12 protein-coding genes are annotated in these 15,137 nt (G+C 62.7%); 4 read left to right on the top strand and 8 right to left on the bottom strand.

Annotation, left to right across the window (positions count from 1 at the left end; all coding sequences use genetic code 11):
* Nucleotides 1–4 precede the first annotated feature (4 nt).
* From HMPREF9006_RS09730 to HMPREF9006_RS09720, 3 genes are all read right to left on the bottom strand, one after another.
* Nucleotides 5–6,529 carry a leucine-rich repeat protein gene (locus HMPREF9006_RS09730; RefSeq protein ID WP_009213434.1) on the bottom strand — a complete coding sequence of 2,175 codons (6,525 nt, stop codon included), beginning with the start codon at nt 6,527–6,529 and terminating at the stop codon, nt 5–7.
* Between the two features lie 350 nt (nt 6,530–6,879).
* Entirely contained in the window at nt 6,880–7,197 is a 318-nt protein-coding gene (locus HMPREF9006_RS09725; protein ID WP_009213433.1) for a heavy metal-binding domain-containing protein, read from the bottom strand.
* A 121-nt stretch (nt 7,198–7,318) separates the two neighbouring features.
* The gene (locus HMPREF9006_RS09720; protein WP_009213432.1) at nt 7,319–7,783 is read right to left on the bottom strand and encodes a GyrI-like domain-containing protein; all 465 of its coding nucleotides are present in this window, start codon (nt 7,781–7,783) and stop codon (nt 7,319–7,321) included.
* Between the two features lie 432 nt (nt 7,784–8,215).
* Between HMPREF9006_RS09720 and HMPREF9006_RS10940 the strand changes: the two genes are divergently transcribed.
* Both HMPREF9006_RS10940 and HMPREF9006_RS10935 read left to right on the top strand, forming a co-directional pair.
* A complete protein-coding gene (locus HMPREF9006_RS10940; RefSeq protein WP_009213431.1) occupies nt 8,216–8,431 on the top strand; it encodes a hypothetical protein in 216 nt (71 codons plus the stop codon).
* Between the two features lie 120 nt (nt 8,432–8,551).
* Nucleotides 8,552–8,986, top strand: a complete 435-nt coding sequence (locus HMPREF9006_RS10935) for a hypothetical protein (RefSeq protein ID WP_232209869.1) — start codon at nt 8,552–8,554, stop codon at nt 8,984–8,986.
* Nucleotides 8,987–9,194: 208 nt separating this feature from the next.
* Here the strand turns inward: HMPREF9006_RS10935 and HMPREF9006_RS10480 are convergent, their stop codons facing one another.
* The 5 genes from HMPREF9006_RS10480 to HMPREF9006_RS09695 form a co-directional block, all read right to left on the bottom strand.
* Nucleotides 9,195–9,839 carry a DarT1-associated NADAR antitoxin family protein gene (locus tag HMPREF9006_RS10480; protein WP_083806961.1) on the bottom strand — a complete coding sequence of 215 codons (645 nt, stop codon included), beginning with the start codon at nt 9,837–9,839 and terminating at the stop codon, nt 9,195–9,197.
* Nucleotides 9,840–10,045: 206 nt separating this feature from the next.
* Nucleotides 10,046–10,411 (bottom strand): hypothetical protein, encoded by a 366-nt coding sequence (locus tag HMPREF9006_RS09710; protein WP_009213427.1) that lies wholly within the window; start codon nt 10,409–10,411, stop codon nt 10,046–10,048.
* Between the two features lie 166 nt (nt 10,412–10,577).
* Nucleotides 10,578–10,757: a hypothetical protein gene (locus HMPREF9006_RS09705; protein ID WP_009213426.1), complete on the bottom strand. Its 180-nt coding sequence runs from the start codon at nt 10,755–10,757 to the stop codon at nt 10,578–10,580.
* Between the two features lie 93 nt (nt 10,758–10,850).
* The gene (locus HMPREF9006_RS09700; protein WP_009213425.1) at nt 10,851–11,156 is read right to left on the bottom strand and encodes a metal-sensitive transcriptional regulator; all 306 of its coding nucleotides are present in this window, start codon (nt 11,154–11,156) and stop codon (nt 10,851–10,853) included.
* Between the two features lie 3 nt (nt 11,157–11,159).
* The gene (locus HMPREF9006_RS09695) at nt 11,160–12,839 is read right to left on the bottom strand and encodes an FAD-dependent oxidoreductase (RefSeq protein WP_034231760.1); all 1,680 of its coding nucleotides are present in this window, start codon (nt 12,837–12,839) and stop codon (nt 11,160–11,162) included.
* A 523-nt stretch (nt 12,840–13,362) separates the two neighbouring features.
* Here HMPREF9006_RS09695 and HMPREF9006_RS09690 point away from each other — a divergent pair.
* On the top strand, nt 13,363–13,923 hold the full coding sequence (locus HMPREF9006_RS09690; RefSeq protein ID WP_009213423.1) for a relaxase/mobilization nuclease domain-containing protein: 561 nt from the start codon (nt 13,363–13,365) through the stop codon (nt 13,921–13,923).
* Between the two features lie 683 nt (nt 13,924–14,606).
* Complete coding sequence (locus tag HMPREF9006_RS09685; protein ID WP_009213422.1) at nt 14,607–15,104, top strand: toll/interleukin-1 receptor domain-containing protein; 498 nt, start codon at nt 14,607–14,609, stop codon at nt 15,102–15,104.
* The last annotated feature ends 33 nt before the right edge of the window (nt 15,105–15,137 follow it).

Below are 15,137 nucleotides of genomic sequence, written 5' to 3'. Positions count from 1 at the left end.
GCAATCAGCCGACCCAACGACCCGAGGCAGTGAAGTGGTACCACTGGCCATCAATGCGAATCCAGCCGGTGGCCATCGCGCCGCTGCCAGGCGTCAGGTAATACCAGGAGCCACGGTCTTGGACCCAGCCGGTGGCCATCGCACCGCTACCAGGCGCCAGGTAATACCAGGTACCACCATCCTTCACCCAGCCGGTCGCCATCGCGCCGCTACCAGGCGTCAAGTAGTACCACGAGTCACCGTCCTTCACCCAGCCGGTCGCCATCGCGCCGCTACCAGGCGTCAAGTAGTACCACGAGTCACCGTCCTTCACCCAGCCGGTCGCCATCGCGCCACTACCCGGCGCCAGGTAATACCAGGAACCACCATCCTTCACCCAACCCGATGCCTCAGCACCCGAGCCACCATGGAAGAACCACGACCCCTGCTCACTAACCCAACCGGTACGCATATACCCATCAGCACCAAAACGATAAACCTGACCACCAATCGCAACCCTCTCACTCACCGGGTACGAACCATCAGAATAGCGATACCACCAACCACGCGAATCACTCACCCACTTACCGTCCTTGGGGGCGGGGTCAGGGTTCGGCGCTGGGTCAGGGTCCGGCGTTGGCGCTCCCGGAAGGTTCACAACCGCCGTGTTCGTCAGGTACGAGGCGTCGCGGACCTGGACGCGCAGGCGCACGTCCGCACTCGACGGGGTCCACGGGAAGGTCGCCGAGGCGGTGGCAGCGCGGTCCTCTCCACCGGTCAGCGTGGTCCAGTCACGCACAAGCGTCTCCGCACCGTCGGCGCCAACCTGCACGGCGCGCACCTCGTGCGTGCCCGCAATGCCACCGGCGGCTGTGGCGGTCACATCAACCGACGCACCGACCTCGCCCGTGTACGTGTACGATCCCCCAGCCTCGGCGATGTTCGTCCCCGACAGGCTCACCGACGCCAGGACGTAGGCATGCAGGTGCGAGGCGTCAATCCCGGCCGCGTCAAGGGCTGCCTTGGCAACGTTCCACGCCGGCTCTCCCTCGGTCGCGGCAACATACACGTGGGTGTCGTCCTTCTTCTCCTCGCTCAGCTCTGCCTCCAGATCGAGGCGGGTGAGCGTGGACGGCAGGACGAGGATGCGTGGGACATCCACGCCGAAGGACACACTCGTCATTCCCTCGCCAAAGAAGGCGCTCTGGCGGCGCCCGTTGGTCGGGCGTCCGTCGTACACAAAGGAGCCGTCCTGGCCTCCCCGCACGACGATGCGGCGCGGCATCGGCACCCAGCTGCCTTCCATGCGGATCGAGCGGATCTTGGTGCCGTACTCGACGACCTCCAGGGAGTTACCCACAACGCCACTCGAGCGCTCCATCGAGTCCGGAATGACCAGGTCTGTCAGTGCTGTGCAGCCCGCGAAAGCGTCGTCACCGATGGTCGTGACCCCTTCGGGCAGCACGACGCGCGTGAGTGACTTGTTGTTGGCGAACGCCGAAGCACCGATCTCGACCGTACCCGCGCGCACCGTATAGTCGGTGAGCGTGTTGGCGGCCGGGGAGAGCATCAGGTGCAGGCCATCGTCCGCCTTGCGGTACAGGACATTGCGTTCGGCGGAGTACACCGCGTTGGCAGGAGCGACCGTGAGCGTTGCGATCTTGCGGTCGTTATACAGGGCGGTCTCGGCGAAGGAGGTGACGCCCGAGCCGATGTGGAACGAGGTCAGGGCCGTGTTCTCCGAGAACGCCTGCTCGCCGACCGTGGTCACTGAGTCGGGCAGCGCCACCGAGGCGGGGGCGGTGCGACTAAACGCGAAGTCGCCGATCGTTGCCAGTCGTCCCAGCTCGGGGCGGAAATTGATTCCCGCCTTGGCCTTCGTGCTTTCGAAGGCGCTGCCGCCCACCGTGATCGTGCCGCCCAGGTCGATGCTGTCAAGCTTGTCGGCGGAGCAGAAAGCGCACACGCCCAGGGTCTCGAACTTCTCGGGGAGGGCCACCGCGGTAAGCGCGGAGAGGCGGAAGCCCTCTTCGCCGATGGAGCGCAGGGAGTCGGGAAGCGTCACACTCGTGATGGACGCCTTCTGGAAGGCGCGGTACGCGATCGCCTGAACGCCGTCCAGGACCGTGTAGGCCCCGCCTGCGTTCTTCGCCGCCGGGTAGATGATCAGCTTCGAGTGGTCCTTGGAGTACAAGACGCCGTCCACGCTGTCGAAGTTCGGGTTCGCCGGGTCGACCTCGACGCTCATGAGCGCGCTGGTCTCCGCGTAGCCGCCGGTCACCGAGGAGGCATCGACGTTCGGGCCCAGCTTGATCGAGGTGAGCGCCGAGTTGTAGTCGAAGACCCCAGCTCCTATCGTCACGACGGAACGCGGCAGCTCAATAGCCTGAAGACTCGTGTTCGCGAACGCGCGGTCCGCGATCGTGGTCAGCTGGGCGGGACGGGCCGCGTCGTCGACGAAGGCGATCGTCTTCAGCGAGCTGTAGATGAAGGCCTCCTGGCCGATCGATCGCACCGAGGCGGGGATCGTCACGTTCTCCACACTGGAGCTCGCGAAGGCCCGCTCTGCGATGGAAGTCACGGTCTCGGGGATCGTCACGTCCGTGGCGGAGCCCTTGTACTTCACAAGGACGCCTTCCTCGTTGATCTCGAAGTCGTCGGCGTCAGCCGCGCGCACGGTCACGGGGATAGTCGCGGTCTTAACCGCGCCGCCCTCGGTGGTGACGGTGGCGGTCAGCGTGCCAGAACCCGCGTGATCACCAGCGGTCAGCGTCGCCTTGCGCGTGTCGGTGTCGGTGTCGGCGACAACGGTGGCCAGGTCGGCCGGCTCCACGCTCCACGTTACAGCGCGGTCCTTGAGCGAGGGCGCCAGGTACGCTTTCACGGGGGCGCTCTCACCCACCTTGACGCTCACCGCCGCCTCAGCGACCTCAATCCCCGCATCTTCGGAGATCGTACGCACGTGGACCTGCGCGCTTGCGGACAGTGTCGACTGGGAGGCGTCGGTCGCGGTAATCGTCGCGTCGCCGGCGGCCAGCGTCTGGACCTCGCCGTTGTCGTTCACGGTGGCCACGGCCTCGTTCGAGGAGGTCCACACGAGGTCGGTAACGTTGGCGCTGGCCGGCTCATAGGAGGCGCTCAGCGCAACCGTCTCGCCCGCGACGACCGAGGAAGACTCGGGCGTCACGGACAGGGAGGTCATCGGGATCGTGCGGAAGCGGATCACCTGACGCGCCTGGTTCTTGCCCCAGTCCCACGCGAAGAGGTAGGCGGTCGCCGGGTCGGAGGAATCCGCGCGGTCGATGAGGTCTGCCCACTTGATCTCGTAGTGCTTGGCGTAGGTGCCATCGGCCTGGCGGTTGGCACCCACGGCCTCCTTCTCGTCGTAGTAGTGACGCGAGGTCGGCGACTCGGAGAAGGCGATGCCCGCCAGCGGCGAGTTGTCGGTGACGTCGAAGGAGACGACGCGCGCGTCCCCCTCGCCGGTCACGACCAGGTTGGAGATGACGGGAGCCTGGGTGTCCAGGGTGAAGTCCCAGGTCATCTGCGAGCTGACGCTCGAGGGAGCGACCGAGGCCGCGTCGATCGTCAGCTTGTAGCGGCCCGCGGGCAGCTCCTTGCCGTCCTTGTCGAATCCGTCGAAGACGGGGTTGTTGCCTTCCTGGCTTTCGATGGGCTCGATCCTGCTGGCGTGATAGTTGAACAGGGACTTGCGGGCGCGCTCGAAGGTGTACTCGCGCACGACGTCGCCGGCCTCGTTCGTGTAGGTGTAGGTCACCTTCGGGGAGTTACGCAGCAGGCAGGTGCGCGGCAGGAGACGGGAGGGGGCGTCGGGCAGCGCCGAACGCGACATGATGAAGTACGCGGGGTCGACCGCGCGCACGTCGTCGATCTCCTGGCCGACGAGCGGGTTCAGCGCGCCGAGGGGCACCTCGGTCGCGGGGTTGAGCAGCGTCGAGGCGCAGGAGTGGACCGCGTTGGTCGTGCCGTCGAACCACTTGGCGTCAAAGACGGCGGGTGAGCCCCAGGAGCCGTAGAAGCCCATGTAGGGAACGGTGAGGTCGGGGGCACCATCGGCGCTCGTGAAGGTGACGGCACCGTCGATGAAGGTGCCCTTGGGGGCGTTAGCGTTCGCGTACGAGGCGAAGGCTGCCTGCGGGGTCACGGTGACACTCACGGTGGAGGTGCCCTTGGCGGGCACCGTTACGGAGCCCGCGGAGAAGGTCAGGTCGATGCCCTGCCCCGCCCAGTTCTTGGAGTGCTCGGTGAAGAGCTCGCCGTCGACGATCTCGGAGAGTGCCTGGCCGCCCAGGGTGTAGGTGCGAGCGGTATCGGAGACGTTCGTCAGGGTGACCTGGAAGGTCCACCCGTTCGTGCCCTCACCCAGGTCGGCCTTGGGGCGCCACGGGTTTTCCGCGCCCACCACGCTGGGGTAGACGAACGTGGTCGTAGCCGCGAGCGCGTCCACCTGGCCGGCACCCACGCGGCGCGGCGAGTAGTACGTGCCGTTGTTCTGGTCGATGTCGAGCAGCGGGTGGGCGGTGCCCATCATGAGGTTGGTGACGACCGCGGTCTTCTCGGCGTCTGAGAGGCCCGCGAAGGCCGGATCCTCGTTCACGCGCTGGCGAACCAGGGTGGCGATGCCCGCGACCTGCGGGGTCGCCATGGACGTTCCCGACATGGAGCGGTAGGTGTTGCCCAGGACGGCGGCAACGATATTGCCGCCGGGGGCGGCGATCTCGGGCTTGAGCTTGAGGTCGGGGGTGACGCCCCACGACGTGAAGTCGGAGATCGACGGGTTGGTTGAGGCGAGCTGTAGGCCCGAGTGCGGGTTCGCGATCGTGATGGAGCCGGACTCGCTGGCCGTGATGGCCTCGATGAGGGTGTCCTTCTCCTTCTGGGTGATAGTCACGGTGGGCATCGTGTGGGTGGCCTCGATGGTAGCCACGTATGGGGTTTCCGCGACCTCGGAGTCACCGATGATGAGGGCGGCGGGCTTGGAGGCCAGCTGCGTGAGGCCCTTGACCTTGGCCTCGTGCGTCATGTCCGCGCCGGTGGCACTGTCGGAGCCGCCGCGGTCTTCCAGGACGATGACCTTCGAGAGGTCGCCGGGGTGCTCGGCCACCAGCTTGTCGAGGGCTGCCGCGTCACCAATGCCGGCGTACACGAGGGTGTAGGTTCCCTCCTCGATGTCCCTCAGGCTCGGCACGACGGCATCCTTGAGGCCGCGGGACTTGCGGTAGACAACCTTGCGATCCCCCACCGTCAGGTAGGGCAGCGCGTCCTGGTTGTTGACCGAGGCAACAGCCAGGGTCGAGCTGTAGGAAGCGGGTTCGGAGAGCGTGCCCGCGTCGGGGTCGGTCGCGTAGGGGCGATTCTTGCCGCTCTTGTTGGAGTAGGCGCTCGAGTAGGAGTTGCCCGCGGCGGCGTTGACGGTCACGCCGGCGGCGGCGAGGTTCTTGTAGACATCCGCGTACACGGTTCCGGCCTCGGTGCCCATGCCAGCGTCTTCACCCAGGGAGAGGTTGATCGAGTCGGGCTTGATGACGACCGCGTCGTCGAGGGCCGCCAGGACGGTGCTGTCCGGGATAGATCCATCCTTGTCGGAGGCGACCTTGGCCACGATGATCTGCGCGTGGGGCGCGGTTCCCTGCAGGTCGGCTGCGTTGGCGGCGGCGATCGCGGCGACGTGGGTGCCATGCGAGAGGTCCTTGCTGGACTTGGGCAGCACGTCCGGATCGTTGTCCGCGTAGTCGAAGACGAAGGGGATCTTCTTGTTGATGTAGGAACCGGTCTTGCCGTGGGGAAGCGTGGCGGCGAAGGCCTCGACGTCAGCCTGGCTCATGCGCACGTCGACACCGTCCATGGAACCGGAGAACGCCTGGTGGGTGGCCTCGATGCCCGTGTCGATGACCTCAACGACCTGGCGCTCACCCTTCTGAGCGGTCTGGTTGGCGCGCGTCATCTCGAGGGAAGATGCGTTCTGCAGGGCGGGATCGACGGCCTCGACACCCAGTGCTCCCCCGTCGCCCTCGACAACCATGGGCTTGTGGTGGCGCTCGATGAAGGCGGCCTTCACGCCCTCGGTCGCCTTGATGGCATCCAGGGACGAGGCCGGGGCCTGGATCGCGAAGCCGTCCAGCGCGTGCGTGTAGTCGCGCACGTCGGTGATGTCCGCACCGGGAACCGCTGCCTCGACCGCGGTCTCGATACGGTCTTTGACCGTCTCGTGCTTGGTCGAGGAACTCAGGCCGAAGATTCGGCGGTACCACGGGATTCCGACCGCTCCATCTTCGAGCTGGACGATGATCGTCGTCGGGGTGTCGTCGGAGGGGAAGCTCTCGGGGGTGGTGGTCGGGTTCTCCGCACCGGCCTCGTCGGAACTCCCCGACTGCGGGGCGCCAGAGCGCGCGTCGACGGAGGAGGCGGGGGCACCCGACTGGCTTTCCTCGCGCGCATCCGCGGCGAATGCTGCCGGGATACTCACGGTGGTCATGGCGAGGGCGCCGACTGTTGCCAGCACCAGCGCCGAGATCTTTCGATGGGACATCTATGGCTCACTTGGTTGACATCTGGAAGTGGGCGTCGGTGCCGCCACGGCGGCCTCACCCAGCGTTAAGGGTAGGGTGGTCGCCCGTTACTGCAAAGATCTCGTCGGCTTTGTTCTCAGCATGCGTCAACCCCTTTACCCCGAGACTTAATCAGGGTACCATGCATCAACTTAGTGGTGCCTATATAACTATTGCATGAGGTAAGTTTCTATTCTCCTCGGCGAGGCACCCTCGCGTCTCCGGTGTGCCACGGGAACGCAGTGAGTCCGCCGACTGGCTCGCGGACGAGGTGCCCGGGAAGTCGGTCGGCGGACTCATTCGCGCGCGGTCGAAGTATCGACCGCACGGATCACAGGATGACTGCCGTGCCCGTCGCGATCGCGGCGAGCATGCCATTGTCCGCGCCTGCGGTGAAATAGTCGACTTTCACTCCCACGACGGCGTTTGCTCCCATCGATTGGGCGCGGGCGCACATCTCGTTGACGGCGGTCGCTGCGGCGTTGCCGATCTCCTCCTCGTACTGGGAGGCGCGTCCGCCGAACATGTTCGACAGGCTCGCGCCGAAGTCCTTGAACATGTTGACGCCGGCGAACGTTTCGCCCGAGACCATCCCGATGTATTGCTTGATGGGCGCGCCTTCGACCGTTGGGGTCGTGACCACTAGCATGATCTACTCCTTCGCGTTATACGGTGAACAAGCCAACACTACCGGCCCCGGCGCCCGGCGGCCAGCAAGTTGCGGGAGGGGCGTGCCGCACCGCGAGTCACCGGAGCACCCTGGCGCCCGGTCAGTGGCGCGGTTGCCCTTGCGCAGAGGCTGCGGTTGTCGCGGGCGCGATGGGGTGTCGAATGACGGTCTTGAGCTTCTCGGGTGCAACCTTGCGCGCGTCGCTTAAGTAGATCTCGTGATGCAGGCGCGCCTCGGTGAGGTCGAGCGCGTAGCCGCGTTCTTCCATGTAGGCGTGCATGGCCTCGACGGTTGCGGGTTCGTTGTCGTAGCTGCCGACGTGCATGCATTGCACGCACGTTCCCTCGTCGATCGTCAGGTATTCGGCCGAGGAGCAGTCCAGCTTCTTCTTGCGGGTCGCCCTATCGAAGAGAGCCTCATCGAGCCATTCCGTTTCGCAAAACAACTCGCGAAGGCGCGCAACAGCGACGGCCTGCACGAGGTCGAAGTCGCTCGCATTGAAGTTTTCCGTGGAATCCCAATCCCAGATGACGACCCCGAGGGCTACCGTCGCAACCTTGAACAAAAGTCACAGTGGGAGTACGGACATCAGGGTATAGTTTCAGTTACTCTGCGTCCTCTGAAATACAACTGGGAGTGGCACGACGGCCAGAAAACTCCGATTCGCTCAGCTCGCAGAGAAAAAGGCGTCGATGTCATGTGTGCCCTCGCACTCGTTCGACTCGCACGATCAGGAAACTACGATGTGGTTACCCTTGCTTCACGAGATACAGACCTTGCCCCAGCCCTTGACGAGGCACACAAACTCCAGACTGCGAAGATCGAAGCCTCAAAGTGGTATGACCCTTCCGACAGACGAACATTCGGCAACATCAAAACCGATGCGCGAATCTGGACGACTTCCATGAAGCGTGACCACTTTACAGCTTCACTCGACCCCCGCGAATACCTGTAACCTCAACGACCAACTCGCTGCTCACAATCCTTGAGCGACACCATGAAGATGCACATCTACGGGCCTTGCGGACAGGACTGTCCCACCGTTCTCATCATTCACCCGATGCTGTCCTCGGCCTTGAGCATGAAGGCCGCGCTCTGCGATCACATGGGCTCCGGCCTGCGCTTTCTCGTGCCGGACCTGTCCGCCCACGGGGACGAGGCCGGGGTCCCCTACGTGGCGGCGGCGGCAGAGGCGGCGGTGATCAACGAGTGACTGGTGAACCACGGTATCCACCATCTCGCGCCAGGGTTCGTGGCTTCGCTCGGCGGGGTCATCCTGTTCGAGCTACTGCGATTCCCGGACCTCGCATGTGACCGACTCTATATTGAAGGGGTGAGCTTCTACTCGGGCGGGCCCGTGGCCCGAGTCGGCGGGTCCATTCTCAGCCGTGTCATGGTCACGAAACACCGGAAGGCCGTGCGGGATCCCGAGGCCGGAGCACGCCAGCTCGCGCGCCTCTACGGCGAGCAGGCCGCTCACGCGATGGTCGCTAGTTTCGCCGCGATGAGCGAAGAGAGCATCCGCGCGATCGTACGCGACTGCTCGCACGTCAGCCTGCCACCCCTCTCACCCGCCATTCAGCGGCGCTGCACGTTCACGTACGGGCAGAAAGACTCAGACCTGCGACTCGCGCGGCGCGTGATTCCGCGACTCTATCCGCAGGCCAAGCTGCGCGTCTGGGCGGGGTGGGGGCACTGCGAGTACACGAGCCGCGGTTCGCTCACGTACGGGGCGATGCTGCGCAGGCTCGTCCGAGAGGGGCGTTAGCTCCCGCTGTCGCGTGGAGCAAACGGCTCACGCGGATAGGTTATGCGGATACGGATAGGTTATTCACTTGCGGATAGGTTAATAAGCTATCCACATGCTCGTAACCTATCCACATGTTCGCAACCTATCCGCGTAGGCGAGCACGGAACCTCGATCCGAGATCACACTATTCCTCCACTGTCGAACAAAGTGACAGGTCAACAAAAAGCTATCGATACCCAAGTTCCAGAAACGCTCGAGGCGACTGCAGGGCATCCTCCAGAAGCCCCGCGCGGGCAAGACCCACCACTTTAGCCACAGTCCTTGCCTGACAGTTGATCGACCGCTCAGGATTATGCTCGATATCGGTGAATGCATCGAACATCATTACCTGCTCAACGATCTCATCATCACGACAAAGAGCCGAGGCGTACAACCAGTCGTAAAAATAAGTCTTCGGCTCTAATGGAAATTCATGTGCAAAATACTTGAAACCGACGAGCTTTCCACTTTCCCTCAGTCGCCGATCTGTTTTTGCTGCACGACTCGAGACATCGAGAAGATCAACAAACGGGCCACCATGCACAAACACCTTTGAAGCCTGGAACGCACATTCAACACTGTAACTTCCGCGTTCCGGATGCTCAATCATCAAATTGAAAGCGCTTAACTGAACTCCAAGGTCTCTTTCACTCTTGGATGAAACCTCCAGAACGCGCGACGAAGGAAACTCAGCCACATACGACGCATGCAACCTTGCAATCGAACGCCGCTTCTGCTGAATAGAAGATCCGGAAAATTGTTCAAATTCCAGAGACAATTCCGAAACATACGGACTCTCAGAGCCAGGCACAAACACCAGCCTACGAGCCATGACGAGCCACCTTCTCACTCAACACGGTATCCAAACAATCAAGGAAGGCAAGAATGCTCAAACTCTCGAGAACTTTCACTTTCCACTGACTACAAATTCTTTCATACTTATTCAAACTGCGCAACATTGCGTGCTCATTTTACGAAATGAGCCTGACAAACAAATCGCTTCGTTCCACTGCAAAGCCAGCCTGATATCAGACTCTGCTATTGCCCTCTCGCACGTTTGCGAAAGGCCAGCGCACCGAGGCCGTGGGCCCCGAAACCGAGCAGGCTATAGCCCACCCCGTAGATGAGGGCACTGTCGTTGAGGAACAGGTACATCGGCGCCAAGAAACATACGAAGGGAGCGAGCAGCCACAGGAGGCTAAGGCCCTCCTTCACACCGTCCCACGCGCCGAAGGCCATCGCTAGTACCGGCAGGATCGCGAGCAAGATCAGGAAGACGAGGCTCTTCACGATCTCCATCGAGTCCGAGACACGCGAGAGACTAAACCACGCCGCCGGCACCAGCAGGTAGATGCCGAAGAGCACGGCGATACGAATCCACGTTGATCTAGTCGCCCACCTCATGAATCAATGATACGTGAATGATCAGAAAGAAAATGGGATTCGACACCCGAGCGGCTCCGATGACATGACTATGCGTCGATGGAGCCAGCACCAAGGCTGGGCCCCATCGACGCGTTGACTGCACACTCCTCAGCGTCCCCACGAGGAGACGGCCTCGGGCCACTAGCTATCCGCAGAAGCTGCCAAATAGGCCGCGCTTCTTCCGGGCGGCGGCATACTCCTCGTCGGTGTGCTCCTTATTGCACCACTGTTCGTCGGGCACCCGGGCCTTCACCGAGTCGATGTGCTTGCCGCAGCCCTTCCAGGTGGTCTTTCCGCATACCTCGCAGGTGGTGGGTCGACACATTGTTTTCTCCTTGTGGTGTTGTGCCTCGGATCCGTTGCGGATTCGTTGCGCATTGATAAGTGTTCTATTCGTGATAGTGGATCTATCGACGCTTTAGGTCAGGCGGAGGAAAAGCTGCTCAAGCTCCTCCATCGTCACCCTGTCCGCAGCCACGAACGATTCCGTTCGCGCCGACAGAGGGTCGGCCTCGTTCCGTGAGCCGACAACCTCCTGCGCACACTGCGACATGATCGTCGCGACCGCGAGGTAGCTGGCTCGTTTCATCGCGGAGTTGACTGCCGCGAACTGAGTCAAGACCTCCCGGCAGTTACCGTCCCCGCTTTCCAGCTGCTCGATGAGAGCGTCGAGTTGGCCGCGGGCGCGTTTGAGGCGATTGACGATCTGTGCTTGCGTTGCCATGCGCTAGCGGTCCCCTTCCGCGGCCAGCACGGTCTCGGCCCTCTCGCCGAGCCACGCCCGCAGCGTCTGGATACCGCCCGACAGCATGGTCACGTTGAAGCCTGCCGCGCGCACGATGCGGTAGCCAATCCAGGAGCGCACGCCGGCGGCGCACATGACGACGAATGGCCGGTCGCCGATCTCCTCGTCGACCCAGGCTTGCACCTCGTCGAGGCGGTCGCGCAGCTGCGTGTGGGGAATGTTCAGGGAGTTGGGCATGTGACCCTGCGCGTACTCGGCCGGCGTGCGCACGTCCAGCACCGGCATGTCCTCGGTGAGCTCGTTTGGTCCGGTCAGTGCCAGCTGCCCGGTCAGCACGTTGTGGGCGACCATGCCGGTCTGGTTCACCGGGTCCTTGGCTTGGCCGTACGGCGGCGCGTACGCCAGATCCAGGTCCATGAGATCGGGGGCTGCGAGGCGAGCCCGCATCGCCGTCGCAATGACGTCGATCCTGCGGTCCACGCCTTCGACGCCGACCGCTTGCGCGCCGAGAATCTGCCCGTCGGTGCCGACGTGCATGAGGATGTGCACGGGCTGGGCACCGGGGAAATAGCCCGCGTGCTGGTTCGCGTGCGTGTGCACCGTGAAGTACTCGGCGCCCGCAGCGTCCAGGGTCGCGCGGTTGGCACCGGTCATGGCGGCGGTGAGACCGCCCACCCGGACGATAGCGGTGCCCTGGGGGCTCGGGATAGGTCGGGCGGTGGCCTCGCCGCATTCGGCGTCGGCGATCGCGTCGGCGATGAGACGTCCGCCGCGGTTCGCGGGACCGGCCAGTGCAACTGGATGGTCCTGGTCACAGCCGATCGTACCGTCGCCGATCGCGTAGATGTCGTCGGCGCTGGTGCGACCGTGATCGTCGATGACGACGTAGCCCCGGCTGGTCTGGATGCCAGCTGCCTGGGCGACCGCGGTGTCGGGGCGGACGCCGACGGACAGGACGATGACGTCGGCGTGCAGGACGGTGCCGTCGGAGAGGGTCACGACATCGTTGTTGTCAGCGTGGGCGATGGCCTGGGCGGCGACGCCCGTGTGGACGTGCACGCCCAGGTTTCGCAGCTCTTGGGTGACCAGCGTTGCCATCTCGACCTCGAGCGGCGGCAGGACGTGCTCGGCGAGCTCGACGAGGTGGGTTTCGAAACCACGAGCGGCGAGGGCCTCGGCGGCCTCGATACCGATGAAGCCGGCACCGAGCACGATGGCGCGGCTACCCGAGGCTTCGCGCAGGGCGAGAGCATCATCAACCGTGCGCAGGGTGTGCACGCGCGGGGAGTCGAGGCCGTCGATCGGCGGACGTGCGGCGAGCGCGCCGGGAGAGAGGATCAGGTAGTCGTAGGAAAGCGTGTAGGTGTTGCCCGCGCCCGTGTCGGCGACCGCGACGCAGTGGTTATCGGGGTCGATCTCCGTGACCTCGGAGTTGATGCGCACGTCCAGATTCAGGGCGGCCTTGAGGGATTGCGGGGTGTGCAGGAGGAGCTTGGCGGGGTCGTCGATCTCGCCGCCGACGTAGTACGGGAGCCCACAGTTCGCGAATGACACGTACTTGCTGCGTTCCAACACGATGATCTCGGCACCCTCGTCGCGCCTGCGCAGGCGCGCCGCCGCGCTCATGCCACCCGCGACCCCTCCGACGACCACTACTCGCATGTTCGGCTCACTTTCTGTCTCTGTCCCAATGGCGAGACGTGCCCGCCGCGACACGATTGATAATACCCCCAGGGGTATCAGGAGGCAATGGTAACTCCGCGCCCAACCGTCATGAGGTCGCGCCTCAACACAGAAGACCCCGGGCTCGTTTCTGAACTGCCTCGCATTTCGCAGACATCGAAATTGAAGTCCGAGGAATGGAAAGTTTTTCGTGCCTGTGGATCCGCATTTGAAGCATGACCGTTTGCTGAGGAAGCACGCCGGTAAGATGCTAAAGCAAGGACTGGGGTACGGTTCCACTGCCAAGAGTTCGCCAAGGCCGCGAGAGAGGAACTGAAGACAAACCGCAAATCGGGAGGGACGAGCTTCTTGCCATGGGTGGACGGCATGCTAGATATGACTAGCAGCGGCTGTGATCACGTACGCGCATTCTGGAAGACCGGCGAACGCCAAGCAGGCGCGTGCGACTGCGTGGCACTCTGACTTCGCCTCTCCCTACGACACGACCGTCACAATCGAGTCAATGCTGGAGGGGAGTGGTCGCAAGAACCAGTCCTTGATGGTCATCCAGTCATCCTCGGCTGAGGAGCTCAATACGAGAGACCCGACGACGCCACAGATCGTCTGCGGCGCCGACTACACCCTCACGATGAAGGTCACGCTCAACTCGCCGTATGGTGTCGTCATGCACCTCGAGAGTTACGGTGGCAATCCTCACACCCACTTGACCATCGCGAACGTCGATCTCGTCACAGGAAACGCTACATACGATAGCGATCTTCAACACTGGATTCTCAAGCGAGCGAACGACAAGATCATACGCGAAATCGGCTTGCAGGTTCTGGAATCTACTCCCCTCGCGCAGAATGTGAATCACGTGCGTTCCCATGTGAGCGCCCCGAGTCTCACAGTCGACGAACTCAACAAGAGCACATGGCTTGAGTTCCTTACAGAAGACGCGGACGAGGCTATCTTTGAGCCTCACTCGGCAGACTTCAATAGGCTGCACACTGTCGCACGCGAGCACGACGTGAGCATCGAGAAGAAGACCCGCACATTGAGAGCACGCCGAAGGGAATTTTGAGGAGCACACTGCTCGAATCGGGATGCAGAAGGCATCTGAGGCCGCTCAGACGGTTGAGAATGTGTTGATATTAGCTGGTGGCGTCTGTGGGCATCTCTGAGCTCCATCTAGAGGCTCTGGAAGGGCACCTCACCTGGACGACGGTCGGACGGATCTGTCTCGCTCTCGCGCCACTCACTGCGGCATTTCTCATCCTCGACTGCCTCACAATAAGGGCGTTCTACACACTAGGGTTTGAGCCTTTCCTGGGCTGGTCATAGGCATCGTTCACGGCTGCGATCACCTAGTGGGCGAAGGACCTCATCGCTCCGGCGACACTCGACGGAGTTACCAGATTAACGGCCATGGTGCAGTGAATCACAAGATGGCTCCTTCACGACTTCGGCTCGTGATCAGAGAAGGGACCGGCGAGACGATTGGTGGGACTCCGGGGAATCACCTAGAGACACCCATTTGGCGTATAATATGGTATGGCTCAATGCACAGCACCCATCCAAGGTCACCGAACTGCAAGTGGAAGGGCGAACTGCCCCGTGTGTGGAGGCGGTTCGCGCGACTACAGCTCGCACTATTCGACCTACAGACCACCCATCCACTCCCTTTCTCCCTATCAGGCTCCCCAAACTCGAACGGGAAGCTCTTCTCGAAACAGTCGTCCACGCTGGTCATCTTCGTCTTCGACCGTGGTGTACACGGCTTCAGAAGTGCGAGCACTGTACCCGATTCGCGATTCGATCGAGAAACAGGGTCCTCGACCGGACAAGTACGACATCTTCCTGTGTCACGCATGGGATGACCGGCGAACCACGGCAAAAGAGCTGAATAACGCCCTGGAGAAAGTCGGCATATCAGTATGGTTTAGCGAGAACACTGTGCTTCTGGGATCAAATCTGATGCGCGAGATCGACAAGGGACTGTCCAAGTCCCGCGCTGGATTGGTTCTCGTCACAGAATCTTTCATCAAGAGGATCAAAGCTGAAGGTGTCGCAGACAAGGAGCTTTCCGCCCTACTGGCACGCGATCTACTAGTTCCAATCGTTCACGGGGTGACCTACGATGACCTCCGGGAAGAAAGCCCTCTTCTCGCCTCACGTAGTGGACTCGATACAGCTAACGACACGATGGAGGAGATCGCTATGAAGATTGGCGAGTTGATCTCTACAGATGCATTCTCTGGCTGATAGCCCCAAGTCTGCCCAGGAGCGAGGCAATGC

Origin of the sequence: Actinomyces sp. oral taxon 180 str. F0310, assembly GCF_000185285.1 — a bacterium.
Classification (GTDB): Bacteria; Actinomycetota; Actinomycetes; order Actinomycetales; family Actinomycetaceae; genus Pauljensenia.
Note: the sequence above shows the minus strand (reverse complement) of the source record. Positions and strands in the feature narration are given on the sequence as shown.